The organism is Streptomyces sp. NPDC047886 (genome assembly GCF_043204435.1).
Taxonomy (GTDB): Bacteria; Actinomycetota; Actinomycetes; order Streptomycetales; family Streptomycetaceae; genus Streptomyces.
In genome coordinates this window covers 83,990-96,400 of sequence record NZ_JBIDCF010000011.1, presented here as the reverse complement: position 1 = coordinate 96,400, position 12,411 = coordinate 83,990, and the positions used below count along the sequence as shown (strand labels likewise).

Annotated in this window: 13 protein-coding genes; 3 read left to right on the top strand and 10 right to left on the bottom strand. The window is 74.0% G+C overall.

All coding sequences use genetic code 11. The features are described from left to right. Positions 1 to 75 precede the first annotated feature (75 nt). From ACGF5U_RS28185 to ACGF5U_RS28175, 3 genes are all read right to left on the bottom strand, one after another. Positions 76 to 1,068, bottom strand: coding sequence for a hypothetical protein (locus ACGF5U_RS28185; protein ID WP_392716480.1), 993 nt, complete (start codon positions 1,066 to 1,068; stop codon positions 76 to 78). Positions 1,069 to 1,305: 237 nt separating this feature from the next. Beyond that, a complete protein-coding gene (locus ACGF5U_RS28180) occupies positions 1,306 to 1,731 on the bottom strand; it encodes a subtilase-type protease inhibitor (protein ID WP_392716478.1) in 426 nt (141 codons plus the stop codon). A gap of 307 nt (positions 1,732 to 2,038) precedes the next feature. Beyond that, the gene (locus ACGF5U_RS28175; protein ID WP_392716476.1) at positions 2,039 to 2,236 is read right to left on the bottom strand and encodes a hypothetical protein; all 198 of its coding nucleotides are present in this window, start codon (positions 2,234 to 2,236) and stop codon (positions 2,039 to 2,041) included. A gap of 234 nt (positions 2,237 to 2,470) precedes the next feature. Between ACGF5U_RS28175 and ACGF5U_RS28170 the strand changes: the two genes are divergently transcribed. Further along, positions 2,471 to 2,926 (top strand): SPW repeat protein, encoded by a 456-nt coding sequence (locus ACGF5U_RS28170; protein WP_392716474.1) that lies wholly within the window; start codon positions 2,471 to 2,473, stop codon positions 2,924 to 2,926. Positions 2,927 to 3,082: 156 nt separating this feature from the next. Here ACGF5U_RS28170 and ACGF5U_RS28165 read toward each other — a convergent pair whose 3' ends face one another. From ACGF5U_RS28165 to ACGF5U_RS28155, 3 genes are all read right to left on the bottom strand, one after another. Then, positions 3,083 to 3,655, bottom strand: a complete 573-nt coding sequence (locus ACGF5U_RS28165) for a cupin domain-containing protein (RefSeq protein ID WP_392716472.1) — start codon at positions 3,653 to 3,655, stop codon at positions 3,083 to 3,085. Further along, the gene (locus ACGF5U_RS28160) at positions 3,652 to 4,830 is read right to left on the bottom strand and encodes a cytochrome P450 (RefSeq protein ID WP_392716631.1); all 1,179 of its coding nucleotides are present in this window, start codon (positions 4,828 to 4,830) and stop codon (positions 3,652 to 3,654) included. The genes ACGF5U_RS28165 and ACGF5U_RS28160 overlap by 4 nt, the downstream gene beginning before the upstream one ends. Before the next feature lie 172 nt (positions 4,831 to 5,002). Further along, positions 5,003 to 6,106: a type III polyketide synthase gene (locus tag ACGF5U_RS28155; protein WP_392716470.1), complete on the bottom strand. Its 1,104-nt coding sequence runs from the start codon at positions 6,104 to 6,106 to the stop codon at positions 5,003 to 5,005. Between the two features lie 336 nt (positions 6,107 to 6,442). On the opposite strand from ACGF5U_RS28155, the gene ACGF5U_RS28150 reads away from it, so the two are divergent. Continuing rightward, positions 6,443 to 6,697, top strand: a complete 255-nt coding sequence (locus ACGF5U_RS28150; RefSeq protein WP_392716468.1) for an acyl-CoA carboxylase epsilon subunit — start codon at positions 6,443 to 6,445, stop codon at positions 6,695 to 6,697. Positions 6,698 to 6,731: 34 nt separating this feature from the next. Here the strand turns inward: ACGF5U_RS28150 and ACGF5U_RS28145 are convergent, their stop codons facing one another. The 4 genes from ACGF5U_RS28145 to ACGF5U_RS28130 all read right to left on the bottom strand — a co-directional run bounded on the left by ACGF5U_RS28145 (position 6,732) and on the right by ACGF5U_RS28130 (position 10,849). Further along, positions 6,732 to 8,099 carry a phytase gene (locus tag ACGF5U_RS28145; RefSeq protein WP_392716466.1) on the bottom strand — a complete coding sequence of 456 codons (1,368 nt, stop codon included), beginning with the start codon at positions 8,097 to 8,099 and terminating at the stop codon, positions 6,732 to 6,734. Positions 8,100 to 8,269: 170 nt separating this feature from the next. Continuing rightward, the gene (locus tag ACGF5U_RS28140) at positions 8,270 to 9,031 is read right to left on the bottom strand and encodes a polysaccharide deacetylase family protein (RefSeq protein WP_392716464.1); all 762 of its coding nucleotides are present in this window, start codon (positions 9,029 to 9,031) and stop codon (positions 8,270 to 8,272) included. A gap of 179 nt (positions 9,032 to 9,210) precedes the next feature. Then, positions 9,211 to 10,077 (bottom strand): DMT family transporter, encoded by an 867-nt coding sequence (locus ACGF5U_RS28135; RefSeq protein ID WP_392716462.1) that lies wholly within the window; start codon positions 10,075 to 10,077, stop codon positions 9,211 to 9,213. 10 nt (positions 10,078 to 10,087) lie between these two features. Further along, entirely contained in the window at positions 10,088 to 10,849 is a 762-nt protein-coding gene (locus ACGF5U_RS28130) for an SDR family NAD(P)-dependent oxidoreductase (protein WP_392716460.1), read from the bottom strand. Between the two features lie 197 nt (positions 10,850 to 11,046). On the opposite strand from ACGF5U_RS28130, the gene ACGF5U_RS28125 reads away from it, so the two are divergent. Next, complete coding sequence (locus tag ACGF5U_RS28125; protein WP_392716458.1) at positions 11,047 to 12,312, top strand: galactosyldiacylglycerol synthase; 1,266 nt, start codon at positions 11,047 to 11,049, stop codon at positions 12,310 to 12,312. The last annotated feature ends 99 nt before the right edge of the window (positions 12,313 to 12,411 follow it).

Here is a 12,411-nt window from a genome sequence, read left to right as displayed (position 1 = left end):
GCCGCGCCTGCCGCGTGCGCCCGCGCGCCGCTCGACGTACGTGCCCTGTCCGGGCGGCCAGGTCCCGGTCGGCGCTCAGCGCGTCGACGAGCTGCCCGGCCGCGCCGAGCCGGTACGCGCCGCCGCGTCCTGCGCCCGCCGACGGGCCCGGTGCGCCGCCCGCGCGGCATCCTGGGCCCGTTCGCGTGCCGCACGGGCGGCCTCCGCGCGGTCCCGCCGCACCTCCTCGGCGCGCTCCAGCCGCTCTGCCAGCTCCGACGCCCGCCGCTCGGCCTCGCGCAGCTCCCCCTCGGCGCGCTCCCGGTCGGAATCCGCCCTGCGGAGGTCCTCCTCGCGGGCCTCGGCCTCCCTCTCGGCGTTCGCGGCCTCCTCGCGGGCCGCCTCCCGCGCCCGGTCGGCGCCGACCGCCCGCCGTGCCGCCCGGTCCGCCTCGTCAGCCTCCTCGGCCTTCTGCGCCTCCTCGGCCTTCTTCACCTCCTTGCCCCGCCCGGCCTTCTTCCGCCGTGCCGGTTCAGCCGCCGGTTCCGCCGCTCCGTCCGACTCCGCCGGGCGTCTCCGGGGCCGGGCGGCGAGTGCCGACGCGTCGATGCCGGCCGCGTCGAAGCCCACGGGCGGTGTCAGGGGTTTCGCCAGCCGGCCGGCCGTCCACTCCTCCGCCGCCCGCGGATCGGCGATGACGGCGTGCAGGGTCGCCTCGACCTCGTGCTGGACGCCCTCGCCCACGGGCTGCCCGGCGTCGGCCGCCAGTTCCCGTGCCTGCCGCGCCAGAGCGGTGACCACGGCGTGCTGCCGACGGGCCAGTTCGCGCAGCCGTTCGCCGTCGAGGTCCCGATGGGCGCGGCGCAGGCTCTCGCCGAGGGCGACCAGGGACCGGGCCTCGTCCGGCCGATCGCGTACGAGCAGATTGCTCGCCCACGCCGCCAGCGTGGGGCGGCGCAGCCCCTGAACGGCGTCGGCGAGCGCCCGGTCGCCGGCCTCGCGGGCCTCGGCGGCACGCTGATTCCGGGCGCCGGTGAAAGCGTCGGGCCGCAGCGCGTACAGTTCCCCGGCCACGCTTTCCAGGTCCACGGATCCCCCTGCGGTGTCATGGGCGGGCGCGGAATTCCGCTCCATCGAACAGTGCCCATTCTGCGACGTCATGAGCCTTGACGGCCCGGCGGAACACCCGTCGGGGACCGTGCGGGAACGACGGAACGGGGCGGCGGGGGCGCGGTGGAACGGAAACGGCCCGCGCGGCCCCGGGCGGGGGGAGGCGTCCACCCGGGAGCCGCGCGGGCCGTGGGGCCTTCGCGGAGCGTGCGAGGGTCAGAAGGCGAAGACCTTCGTCGCCTCGGCCCGCATCACGCAGGAGTTTCCGTACGTCCGCTGGAAGTCGACCCACCGGCCCTCCCACACTCCCTGCGCGGTGACGACGACCGGGTCGTAGATCTTCACGCACATACGCTGCTGGTCGTCGCGCAGTTGCGCGAAGTTGCCGTCGACCCCGCGCAGCCGGTCACAGGCCTCCTGAGGGGCGGGGTGGGTTCCGCCGGGCGCCGGGGCGCAGGTGAGGGTCACCGCTCGCAGGGGCGTCGCGGTGGCGGCGGTCTCGCCCTTGCTCACGGTGAGCACGAGCGCGGAGGGCGCGTAGAGCCGCGACGGCGTCGCGGCCGCGGCGCCCGGTGCGAGGGCGGTCATCGCGGCGGTGGCGGCAAGTCCGTACACGGCGCTTCGCTTCAGCAGGGTCCGCATGGGTATGAACCTCTCACTCGTTTTCCGGTTCGGTGCGGAACAGCCTGCCTGGCAGCCCTTGTTGACGCACATTCAGCGTCGCTTTTCAGTTTGGTCTGTTATTCAAGCAGTGACGTGAAATGCCTCTTCCTTATCGGTGCCGTCGGTCAATTCCCCGTTCCCCGGGCGGCCTTGGCGGTGAGTCGCATGTGGTTCATCTGTCCACTATGCGTAGAACAGTGCGGGTCGGCGGTGCGCAACACGTCCGAAACGCAGCGGTAACACGCACTGTGTCGACCTTGTGGTTCATGCCGGGTTCGCACCGGTGTCACTCCTGTGTGGCCGTCAGTGCGAAGTCGACCACCGACCAGGGGGTCGGGGTATTGCCCTGGATCAGCGCCACCCGGTCGTCCGTCCGGGTGTCGTCGTCGGGCCGTGCGGTGGGGGTGGCGGCGTGCGCGCTCGACGCGGCGGCCGTCAGCAGCGCCCCGGCGGCGGCTGCCATGGCGACGGTACGGAGGTGCATGGTTCCCTCTCGGCTCGATGGGTGGGCGATTCGTCGATCATCGGCACGGCCGTCGGCCCGTCGGCCGTGCCGATGATCAACGACCGGAGGCCGGAGAGGTGTCGAGCCCGCGGTCAGGGCCGCCCGGATGAGGCAGTCCAAGGCTGAAAAATTCACTGTTGACCAAAATGGGCCGGTAGGCGTTATATGGGGGATAAAGGGCGGATAAAGGCTTCTACAGGAGGCGGGCCCGCAATGACCACCCACACGAGCATCGAGCAACACCCCGATCTTGCCGAGATGCGGTCTCGGTTCGAACGGGCGACGAGCACACCCCGCGCGCAGGCGATCGAGACCCTCGGCCTGCTCACGGGTCTCTATCTGGCCGCTTCGCCGTGGATCGCCGGCTTCAGCGGTCTCACGGCTCTCGCCGTGTGCAACCTCATCGTCGGTGCCGCGTACGTCCTGTGCATGGGCGGGTTCGGCTCCGCGTACGAACGGACACACGCCATGGCCTGGTGCGCGACGGTCATCGGAGCATGGACGATCATCTCCCCCTGGGTCGTGGCAGGGAACGTCGACACGACCCGCAGCGTGGTCAACAACATCATCGTCGGTGCCGTCGCCCTGCTGCTCGGCGCCGCCATGGCCGCCACAAGGGAACGCCGCGCCGGAGCCGTCCGTGGCCGCAGGGGCATGCCGACCCCGTGAGCCGAGGAGCAGCCGTGTGATCGGACGCTGTCATCCGACGCTGTGATCCGACGCTCGAAACACGAAGACCCCGACCGGTAGCCCCGGCCGGGGCTTCGTACGCGTCGAGCGGCGGCGACCCCGTCCGTATCCGGACGGGACCGCCGCCTCCGGCGCTCACGACCCGGTCGGTACGTCGTGTCGCATCGGCGTCAGCTGCTCGATGTCGTAGCGCGAGCGGAGTTCCGCGATGGCCGCGTGATCGGGCGAGCCCCCGGCCTTCAGCAGCGCGAGCAACTCCTCGAAGTACCGCTCGTGGTCCGGCGGAGGGGACGCCTGGAAGAACATCCTCGCCGGGCGGTCGGTCGGATTGGCGAACGCGTGGGGACAGCCCGGCGGTACCACGATCACCGTGCCGGGCGTCGCCCGGACACTGCGCCGGCCCGTCGGCGACTCCCAGCCCCGCCAGTCGTCGCCGGTACGGACGCGCGGCTCGAAGGCCAGCACGTCAAGCTCCCCTTCGAGGATGTAGAACAGCTCCTCGCTGCGGGTGTGCACATGCGCGCCCACGTCGAAGCCAGGAGGCACCACGACCTCGAAACTCGACGCGGCCCGCGAGTGCTCCCCGGTCACCTTGAACGTCACCTGCTGAGCCGGGGCGCTCAGCGTCCGGCCGTGGCCGGACGGCACCAGCAGACCGTCCGGCGCCTCGGCCAGCAGGGACGCGGGGGCCGACTGGTGCGCGGTCACCAGGTCACCGGCAGGGACTCGGGCCCGCGGATGAGCGCGCCGCGCCGGAACGGGACCTCGGCGGCGGGAACCGCCAGCCGCAGCCCCGGGAAGCGGTCCACCAGCGCCGAGACGAGCAGCTCCGACTCCAGCCGGGCCAGCATCGCGCCCACGCAGAAGTGCGGCCCGTGCCCGAACGCCACATGCGGGTTGGGACTCCGGTCGAAGTCCAGCCGCTCCGGATCCGGGAAGACGTCCGGGTCCCGGTTCGCCGCCAGATAGGACACGTACACCGGTTCGCCGGCCCTGATCCGTACCCCGGCGACCGTCATGTCCTCCAGCGCGATACGGGACAGTCCGACCGCGCTGCGGTGCGGGATGTAGCGCAGCAGCTCCTCGATCGCACGGGGACGAACGGCCGGCTCGGCGCGCAGCCGCTCCATCAGATCGGGCCGCGAGAGCAGGATGAACAGCATGTTGCCGGTGTTGTTGGTGACCGCCTCGCCGCCGATCTGGATCAGCAGCGCCAGGCCCACCGCCTCCGACTCGGTGATCTCCCCGGCCGCCACGGCGGACGACAGCAGACCGATGACGTCGTCGCCGCCCGTGCCGCGCCGCTCGCGCACGATCCGGGCGAAGTAGCCGCACATCGACTCCTTGGCCTGCTCGCTGCGCGCCACCCCCTGCGCGGACGACAGGATCAGCCCGGTCCACTCGTGCATCAGCGGCCGGTCGGCGGCGGGCACCCCCATCAGCTCGCAGACCACGGCGAGCGGGAACGGCCCGAGCAGGCGCTCCGTGAAGTCCATCGGGGGACCGTCCCGCAGCACCCCCTCGACCAGTTCGTCCAGCATCCGCCGCGCGCTCTCGCGCAGCCGCTCCACACCCTTCGTCGTGAACGCGGGCGCCACGGCACGCCTCAGCCTGGTGTGGTCCGGCGGGTCCTCGAACCCGACCGCCCCGTCCACCGGGATGAAGTGCGGGGCCAGCCGGGTGACATCGTGCTCGGCGACCAGCTTCCGGCTGAACCGGGGATCGTTCGTCACCGTCTTGACGTCGTCGTAGCGGGTCACCAGCCACGCCCAGCCCGAACCGTTCGGCAACTGGATCCGGGTGATCGGCCCCTCGTCCATGAGCCGGGCCAGCACCGGGTCGAAGTCCACGCCGAACAGGTCGAGCGCGGGCCACTGCCGCACCGGGGGAGGGGCGGCGGCCTGCGCCCCCGCCGCTCCCGTGTCCCGGTCCCCGTCCGTCGCCGCCCTGGGCGCCGCGTCCTTTGTGGTCGCGGCGCCCGCCGCGGTCGTCGTCCCCGCCGCGGTCGTCGTCTCCGCCGCGGTCGTCGTCTCCGTCGTCTCCGTCGTGCTCGTCTCATCCAACACAGCTGGGTTCCTCCGCGAGAACGGTGGGCGGGGCGGTCGAGGCGGGTGCGATCGTCCAGCGGCCGAGCGACATCTCCGCCGTGATGCCGGGGCCGAACCCGGCCAGCAGACCGCGTGCGCTGTCCGGCGTACCGCCCTCGTCGAAGAGCCGGCGCAGCGCGTCCAGGACGACGGCGCTGGCGATGTTGCCGTACTCGGTGAGCGTGGCCCGGCTGAACCGGAACGCCTCGGGAGCCACTCCGAGGAACTTGCTGAGGTCGTCAAGGATCCTCGGCCCACCGGCGTGGATGATGTAGAAGTCCAGGTCGGAGGCGTCCCAGCCGTGCTGACCTGCCAGTTCCTTGAGGGCCGGCGCGAGCGGCTCCATGGTGCCGGGCACCCGCTTGTCGAGCTTGAAGTGGAATCCCGTGGCGCGGACGTCGTAGGCGATCCAGTCGACGGTCTCCGGCACCAGGTACGAGCCGTTGCGTTCGAGCGCCACGCCCGTGCCGCCCCGGCCGCGCATCACGGCGGCGGCGAGGCCGTCGCCGAACAGACCGTTGGACAGCAGATTGCCGACCCCCAGGTCCGCGGGCTGGTAGCACAGCGAGCAGAACTCGCAGGCCACGATCAGCGCGTTCGCCTCCGGGTACGCCGTGCAGAAGTCGTGCGCCCGGTTGATGGCGGCACCGCCCGCCGCGCAGCCGAGCTGGGCGATAGGCACCTGGCGGGTGTCACTGCGGAAGCCCATCGTGTTGATCAGCCACGCCGTGAGCGACGGCATCATGAAGCCCGTGCACGAGACGTAGATGATCACATCGATGTCCTCGGCGCGCAGCTCGGCGTCCTCCAGCGCCCGCCGGATGACGGCGGGCACCCGCGCCTTGGCCTCGGCCTCGTAGACGGCGTTGCGTTCCTCGAAGCCGGGATGCTTGAGTGTCTCCTCGATCGGCCGGAGCAGATGCCGCTTCTGTACGCCGGTGTTCTCCATCAGGCGCAGGGCGAGCGGAAGCTGGGGATGATCCGCGTGGATGGTCCGAGCCAGGTCGAGCGTCTGCTCCATGGTGATCACATGCTCGGGGACGGACACCGCGGGTCTGCACAACGTGGCCATGAAGTCGAGCCCTTTCGTCGCGTGTTGCTCGCGTTCATCCCAAAGAATGTGCGACCCCTGGGCGCGGCGCGCGTCGAAGGGAACCCCGCACCGTTACGGCAAAACGGTGACGCGGCGCCTCCGCGACAGGCGCCGGAGCGGTGACTCCGGCCGGGCTCCGCGCGTCCCCCGCCCGACGAGCCTGCCCAGCATGCGTGCGGTCCGGCCTGCGACCGCCATCCCGGTGAGCCGCCACCACGCCACGCGCAACAACAGCGCCGGCGAGGTACCCGCTCTCCTCACCCGGGTGGGCGAGCAGACCGCGCCCCCACCGGCGGCGTGCCGGACGATCGGAGAATGCGCCACCACCATCTGCGGATCGTCCACGGATCCCCGACCGCGGCCGAACTCGCCGCGCTCACCGCCGTGCTGACCGCGCTCGTCTGCCGCTGCGCGGCGGCGGACGCCGGCATCGGCACGGGCGGGAGTACGGGAGACGGAGCCGGCGGCGGCACGGGCCGGCGGGCGAACTGGGACCGGGCCTGGCGGCCCCACCCGCCGTCCGGGTCCTGGCGGGCCCGCGTCGGCTGCGGGCCCTTCCACCACCACTGACGGCGCCCCGCCGGCCCGGCCCCGGGGTGTCCGGTCAGTCGTCGACGCGGTCCAGCACGTCACCGAGGTCCACGAACGTGAAGCCGGTCGCGTCGCGCTCACCGTCCTCGGGCGTGTCGTGGCCGTCCTGGACGACCAGCAGGCCGCGCGGATACCTCCGGCCGAGCGGCGCGTTCAGCACCGCCGCGCCGTCGCACTCCTCCGACCCGTCGAGCACCGCCGAAGCGGCCGTGACACGGAAGCCGCCCTCGTACTCGTTGTGGTCCTCAAGCTCCCGGTCGTAGAGCGCGAACGTGTCGTCGCCCTGGCTGGAGGCCAGGACGTAGCCGTCGCCGTCCGGCTCGGTCAGCAGGGCGAGCCCCTCGACGTCGGCCGTCAGCCGCGAGCCGCCGAAGCCCGGGTCGGCGCCCGAGACACACTCCTCGGTCTCCTCGTCGTACACGCCGGGCACGCCGTACTCGCGGACCTTGTCGATCAGTTTCGGCGTGCCGGTGAGGTCGGCGCGCAGGCGCCAGACGCCGATGTCCTCCTGGCCCGCGTAGAGCATGCCGTTGGCCGGGTCCACGACCATGCCCTCGACCTGCGGCAGCTCGTCGGGCTCGGCGCACGGCGACCACGACGAGCCGTCGGGCAGCCGGAAGACGGACGGCAGGTCGAGGGTGCGGACCATCCGGTAGGTGACCGTGCCGGTCCGGGTCGGCAGCAGCTCCAGCAGCGCTATCCGGGTGCGCTCACGCCGGCTGACCAGGGCGTACGAACGGCCCGTCGCCCGGTCCCGCCAGGTGGCCAGGCCGTAGGCGGTCCGCTGGTCGTCGATCTCCTCCTGGTCCGCCGAGAACACCGGCGGCGCGGCGGGATCCGTGACGTCCACGAGCGGGCCGCCGGGCGCGGCCGGGTCGATGCGGTGCACCCGCAGCCGGTCGTGGCCCCGGTCGCTGGTCACGGCCACATCGGCGCGGCCGGAGCCCAGGCGCATGCCGTGCACCAGATCGACGTTGTTGAACCGGCCGGGCGCGTGATCCGGGCCTGGCGGGGGCGGCGCCGCGATCGACTGGACCTCGCGGGCGTCGAGGTCGTACACCCGGAGGCCGCCCTCCTTGGCGGTGGCGATGACCAGGCTGCGGTCCGGGTCGGCGGCGTTCCGCCAGATCGCGGGATCGTCCGCGTCGGCGTTGCCGCCCGCCTCGTCGTCGTACAGGGTCGGCGTCTCCGCCCGGGGGGCGACGGCGGGAAGCCGGTACGTCGTACGGGCGTCCGCCACCGCACCGACCGGACCGGCCTGGGCGGGCACGGCGGCCGTCGCGAGCGCCACGAGGGCGGTACCGGCGGCGAGGGCGGCCAGCCGGGCGGGGCGCGCGGGACGGTTTCCGGTGACCGGGCGGATCGGACGGTGTCTGATCACGAAGCAGCTCCTTCACATCGGGGGAGCGATCGCCGCGAGGGAGCGATCGCCGCCCGTGAGCCTGGAGCCGCCGGGTGACGAACGGAAGAAGGAGGGGCGTCGCGTGCACGGGTGAACCGTGGCTGCGGCGTGAACAGGCCTGATTACACCAGCTTCTGAGGTTCCGTCAGTCAGGGGGCCAGCCCGTGCTCGGCCAGCGGCCCCACCGCCAGCCCGCGCGCCCCGCACTCCGCGACCAGCCCGGGAAGAGTGCCGAGCGCCGACCGCCACGCGCCCGGAGCGGCCACCACGTCCGAGTCGTGCAGCACCACCGTGCTCCCGCCGCGCAGGGTCCGCAGCACCTCGGCGAGCACACCGGCGGGGAACGCGTCGCCGGTCCAGTCCCGGCCCCACGCCGACCACAGGACGGGCCGCAGCCCGGCCGCCCTGGCCGCCGCCCACCGACCGCCCGTCAGGACGCCGTACGGGGGGCGGTACCACAGCGGCCGCTGCCCGGCGAGTTCGGCGACCGCGTCGGCGGCGCGCGCCAGCTCCAGCCGGTCCCGCGCCGGCCGGGGCCACCACGGCCGGTCGTGGCGCCAGCCGTGCACGGCCAGCTCGTGCCCCTCGGCGACCATCAGCCGCCCGAGACCGGGGCACCGCTCCAGGCGCTCCCCGAGCACGAAGAACGTGGCCCGCACCGACAGCCGGTCCAGCGCCCGCAGGAAGTGCGGCGTACTGGCCGGGTCGGGTCCGTCGTCGAAGGTGAGCGCCACATGCCCCGGATCGCCGCGCCCGTCGAGGCGCGGGCACAGCGCGCCCCGGAAGCCCGGCAGCCAGGTCACGGCCGGGCCGATGTGCCAGGCACCGCCCGCGAGCACCGCCGCCGCCGACACTCCGGCGGCCACCCGGGACGCCCGCCCCGCCGGCCGCGCCGGCCCCGACGACCCCATCGACCCTGTAGACCCCACCCGCCCAACCGGCCCCATCGCCGCTGAAGGCCTCATCCATCCCGCCTGCCCCATCGATCCTGCCGCGCTCATCGGCCCCATCGCCCCCGCTGTACGCGCGTCCGCCTGCGGCGCCCGTGTCGGCCACGTCCCCTCCGGCACCCCTGCCCGCCCGTCCCCGCTCACCATGACTGCTCACCCTCCTCGCCCACGACCAGCGGCGACCGGGCCAGCCGCGCGCATCCCGCCACCAGTACCGCCAGGGCCAGCGCCTCGAACGGCACGCGCCCGCCCAGCTCCACGTGCTCGTGGAACAGCACCACGCCCAGCACCACGCTCAGCAGCGCGTCGCCCAGGGTGAGGGCGGGCTGCGACGCGACCAGCGAGCCCGCCCGGAACGTCACCTGAAGCAGCGCGAAGCTGGCGAGGCCGACGAGGATCGCCGCGTACAGCGGCCAGGCCGTCAACAGCGCCCCGACACCCTCCGGCAGCCGCCCCAGCGCGTCCTTGAGCAGCGCCGCCGTACAGGAGAACCCCAGCGCGGTCGCCGTGCCGAGTAGCGCGGCGCGCGGCGCGGCCCGCAGCCGCAGCGACAGCACGACCAGTACCACCGCCACGGACCCCACAGCGGCCCCCGTCCACACCCAGTCGGACGCCGGCACCGAGGCCCGCCCGCCCGACGGCTCGGCGAGCGCCAGGAACGCGCCGAGGCCCACCGCCATCGCCCCGAACGCCCACCACGTCCGCGTGTCCGGGCGGCGCCGGAACACCACACCGCCCAGCACCAGCGTGAACAGCAGCTCCGTGCTCATCACCGGCTGCACCACGGCCAGCGGCCCGGTCGCCAGCGCCAGCGCCTGGAAGACGCCCGACACGCCGAGGAACGCCGCGCCCCACACCCAGTCCCGCCGCCGGACGAGCCGGGGCCACCACCCCCGTACGGACGCGGCCGGAAGGGCCGCGCCGGCCGCGCCGTGCCGCTGGAGCACGGACGCCGCCGCGTTGCCGAGCGCGGCGAGCAGCGCCAGACACACCGAGAGCGCCAGCATCGGCGGACCCTCAGCCGAATCGTTTGGCCAGCGCGCGGAAGAAGCCCGGCACCGCTCCGTGGATCCGCGCCGGCAGGTCCAGCCAGCGGGGTGCGAACGCCTCGTCGCGGCCCCGGACAGCGAGGGTCCACACGACGTCGGCCAGCCGTTCGGGTGGCACGGGACGCGGACGTTCACGGTGGTAGGGGGAACCCCGGTGCTGAAAGAAGGGCGTGTCGACGGCGCCGGGGACCACCGCCGACACCCGTACCCGGGTGCCGGCCAGTTCGTAGCGCAGACTGTCGGCGAACGCGAACAGCCCGCCCTTCGTCGCCGCGTACACCGCCTCGTCGGCCACGCCCACCTTCCCGGCCATGGAGCCGATCAGCACGACGCGTCCCAGGTCCCGCGCCACCATCCCGGGCAGCAGCAGCCGGACCAGATGCATCACCGCCGTCAGGTTGACGCTCACCAGCCGGTCCAGCATTCCCTCCGGCATCCGGGTGAACGGCCCGGCCCATCCGATGCCCGCCGCCGCGACCAGCACATCGACCCTGCCCTCCCGTTCCAGCACCGTCCCGGCCAGCCGCCGCCGCCCCGACGGTTCACCGAGGTCCGCCACGACCGGGGTCCCACCGGTCCGCAGCGCCACCGAGGCGAGCCGCTCCTCGTCCCGGCCTCCCAGCACCAGCCGCCAGCGGCCGTCCGCGGCGAACCGCTCGGCCACCGCCTCGCCGATACCGGACGACGCGCCCGTGACGAGCACCACCGGACGCGCTGATACCGACGCCATGGCAGATCCTCCGGGAGTCGCGGAACCGTGTCTTCCCAGCCTGCTGGTTTCTCGCCGGTTCGCCTCCCGGCAGCCGTCGACCTGCCCCCGAACCACCCGAACAGACCGTGGCGCGCGGTCCTCACGGACACTCCGGACCACCATGGAGGGGGCGCGAACGGAAGCGCACGCAGGGAGACGCACAGGGAAGGGCGCGCATGCGGGGGAACGGCACGACGGCCACGGGCGGCCTCGGCGCCCGGCGCTGCCTGGTGCTGACCGCGAGCATGGGCGCCGGGCACGACGCCGTGGCGGGCGAACTGGCCCGCCGCCTGCGCGAGAACGGCCACGACGTCCTCGTACGGGACGTGCTGACCCTCCTGCCTCTCGGCAGCGGAGCGGCACTGCGCGGGTTCTACCGCGTGACCGTACGCCGCGTGCCCGCGCTGTACGAGGCGATCTACGCGCTGTTCCTGAAGTCACCGCCCACCGCGCCCGCCACATCCACCGCGCCCGCCACATCCGCCACATCCACCGCGTCGGCCGCGTCTACCGCGTCGGCTGCCGCCACGGCCCGTACGCGCCGCCCGGACGTGTCGCCCCTCGCCGTGCTCGCCGAAGGCGCCCTCCGCGACCTCGTGGCGAGAACGCGCCCGGACGTCATCGTCTCCACCTTCCACCTCGCCGGACAGATCACCGGCCGCCTGCGCGCCCGGGGTGCGCTCGCGGTCCCCTGCGCGGTGTTCGTCACCGACTTCGCCGTCCACCGGGGCTGGCTCCACCCCGGCAACGACCTCTACCTCTGTGTCACGGAGACGGCCGCGCTCACCGCGCGCGCCGCCACCGGACGTACGGCCCGCGCACCGGGTCCGGTCGTCCCCCCGGCGTTCCACCACCCGCCGGACGCCCCTCCGGACCGGCCCACGCCCACCCCGGTCCTCCCGCCGGGCGACGACCGCCCCGCCGTCCTGCTGTCGGCGGGCGCCTGGGGCGTCGCCACCGAACTCCCGCGTACCGCACGCGCCCTCGCCGCGCACGGCTTCCTCCCCGTCCTGCTGTGCGGCCGCGACGAGAGGCTCCGCCGCACCGGCGCCCGCCTGCCGGGCGTCCTCGCACTCGGCTGGGTCGACGACATGCCGCGCCTGATGGCGTCGGCGCGGCTCCTGGTCGACAACGCAGCCGGCCAGACCGCGGCCCAGGCCCTCGCCGCCCGCCTCCCCGTCATCGGCTACCGGCCCATCGCCGGGCACGGCGCCGCCGGCGTCCGGGCGATGGCCCGGGCGGACCTCACCGCCTACGCAGCCGACCTCCCCGGCCTGCTGTCGGCCGCCCACCGGCTGGCACCCCCGGGTCCCGACCGCGACCGGCGGACGGCACTCGGCGCGGCGGTGTTCCGGGACGACGCCGCACGGCTGGTCACCGACCTCGCCGACGCCGCCGGACCCGCGCCGCACGCCGAGACACCCGGCGGCCCGGGCACCTAGGGAGTGCCCGGCGGACCAGCGCAAGGAGCCCCGCGGGAACAGGCGTCGCGTCATCCTCGGCATCGGCGGGATGCTGGAGGTCGCGCAGCGCACCGGATG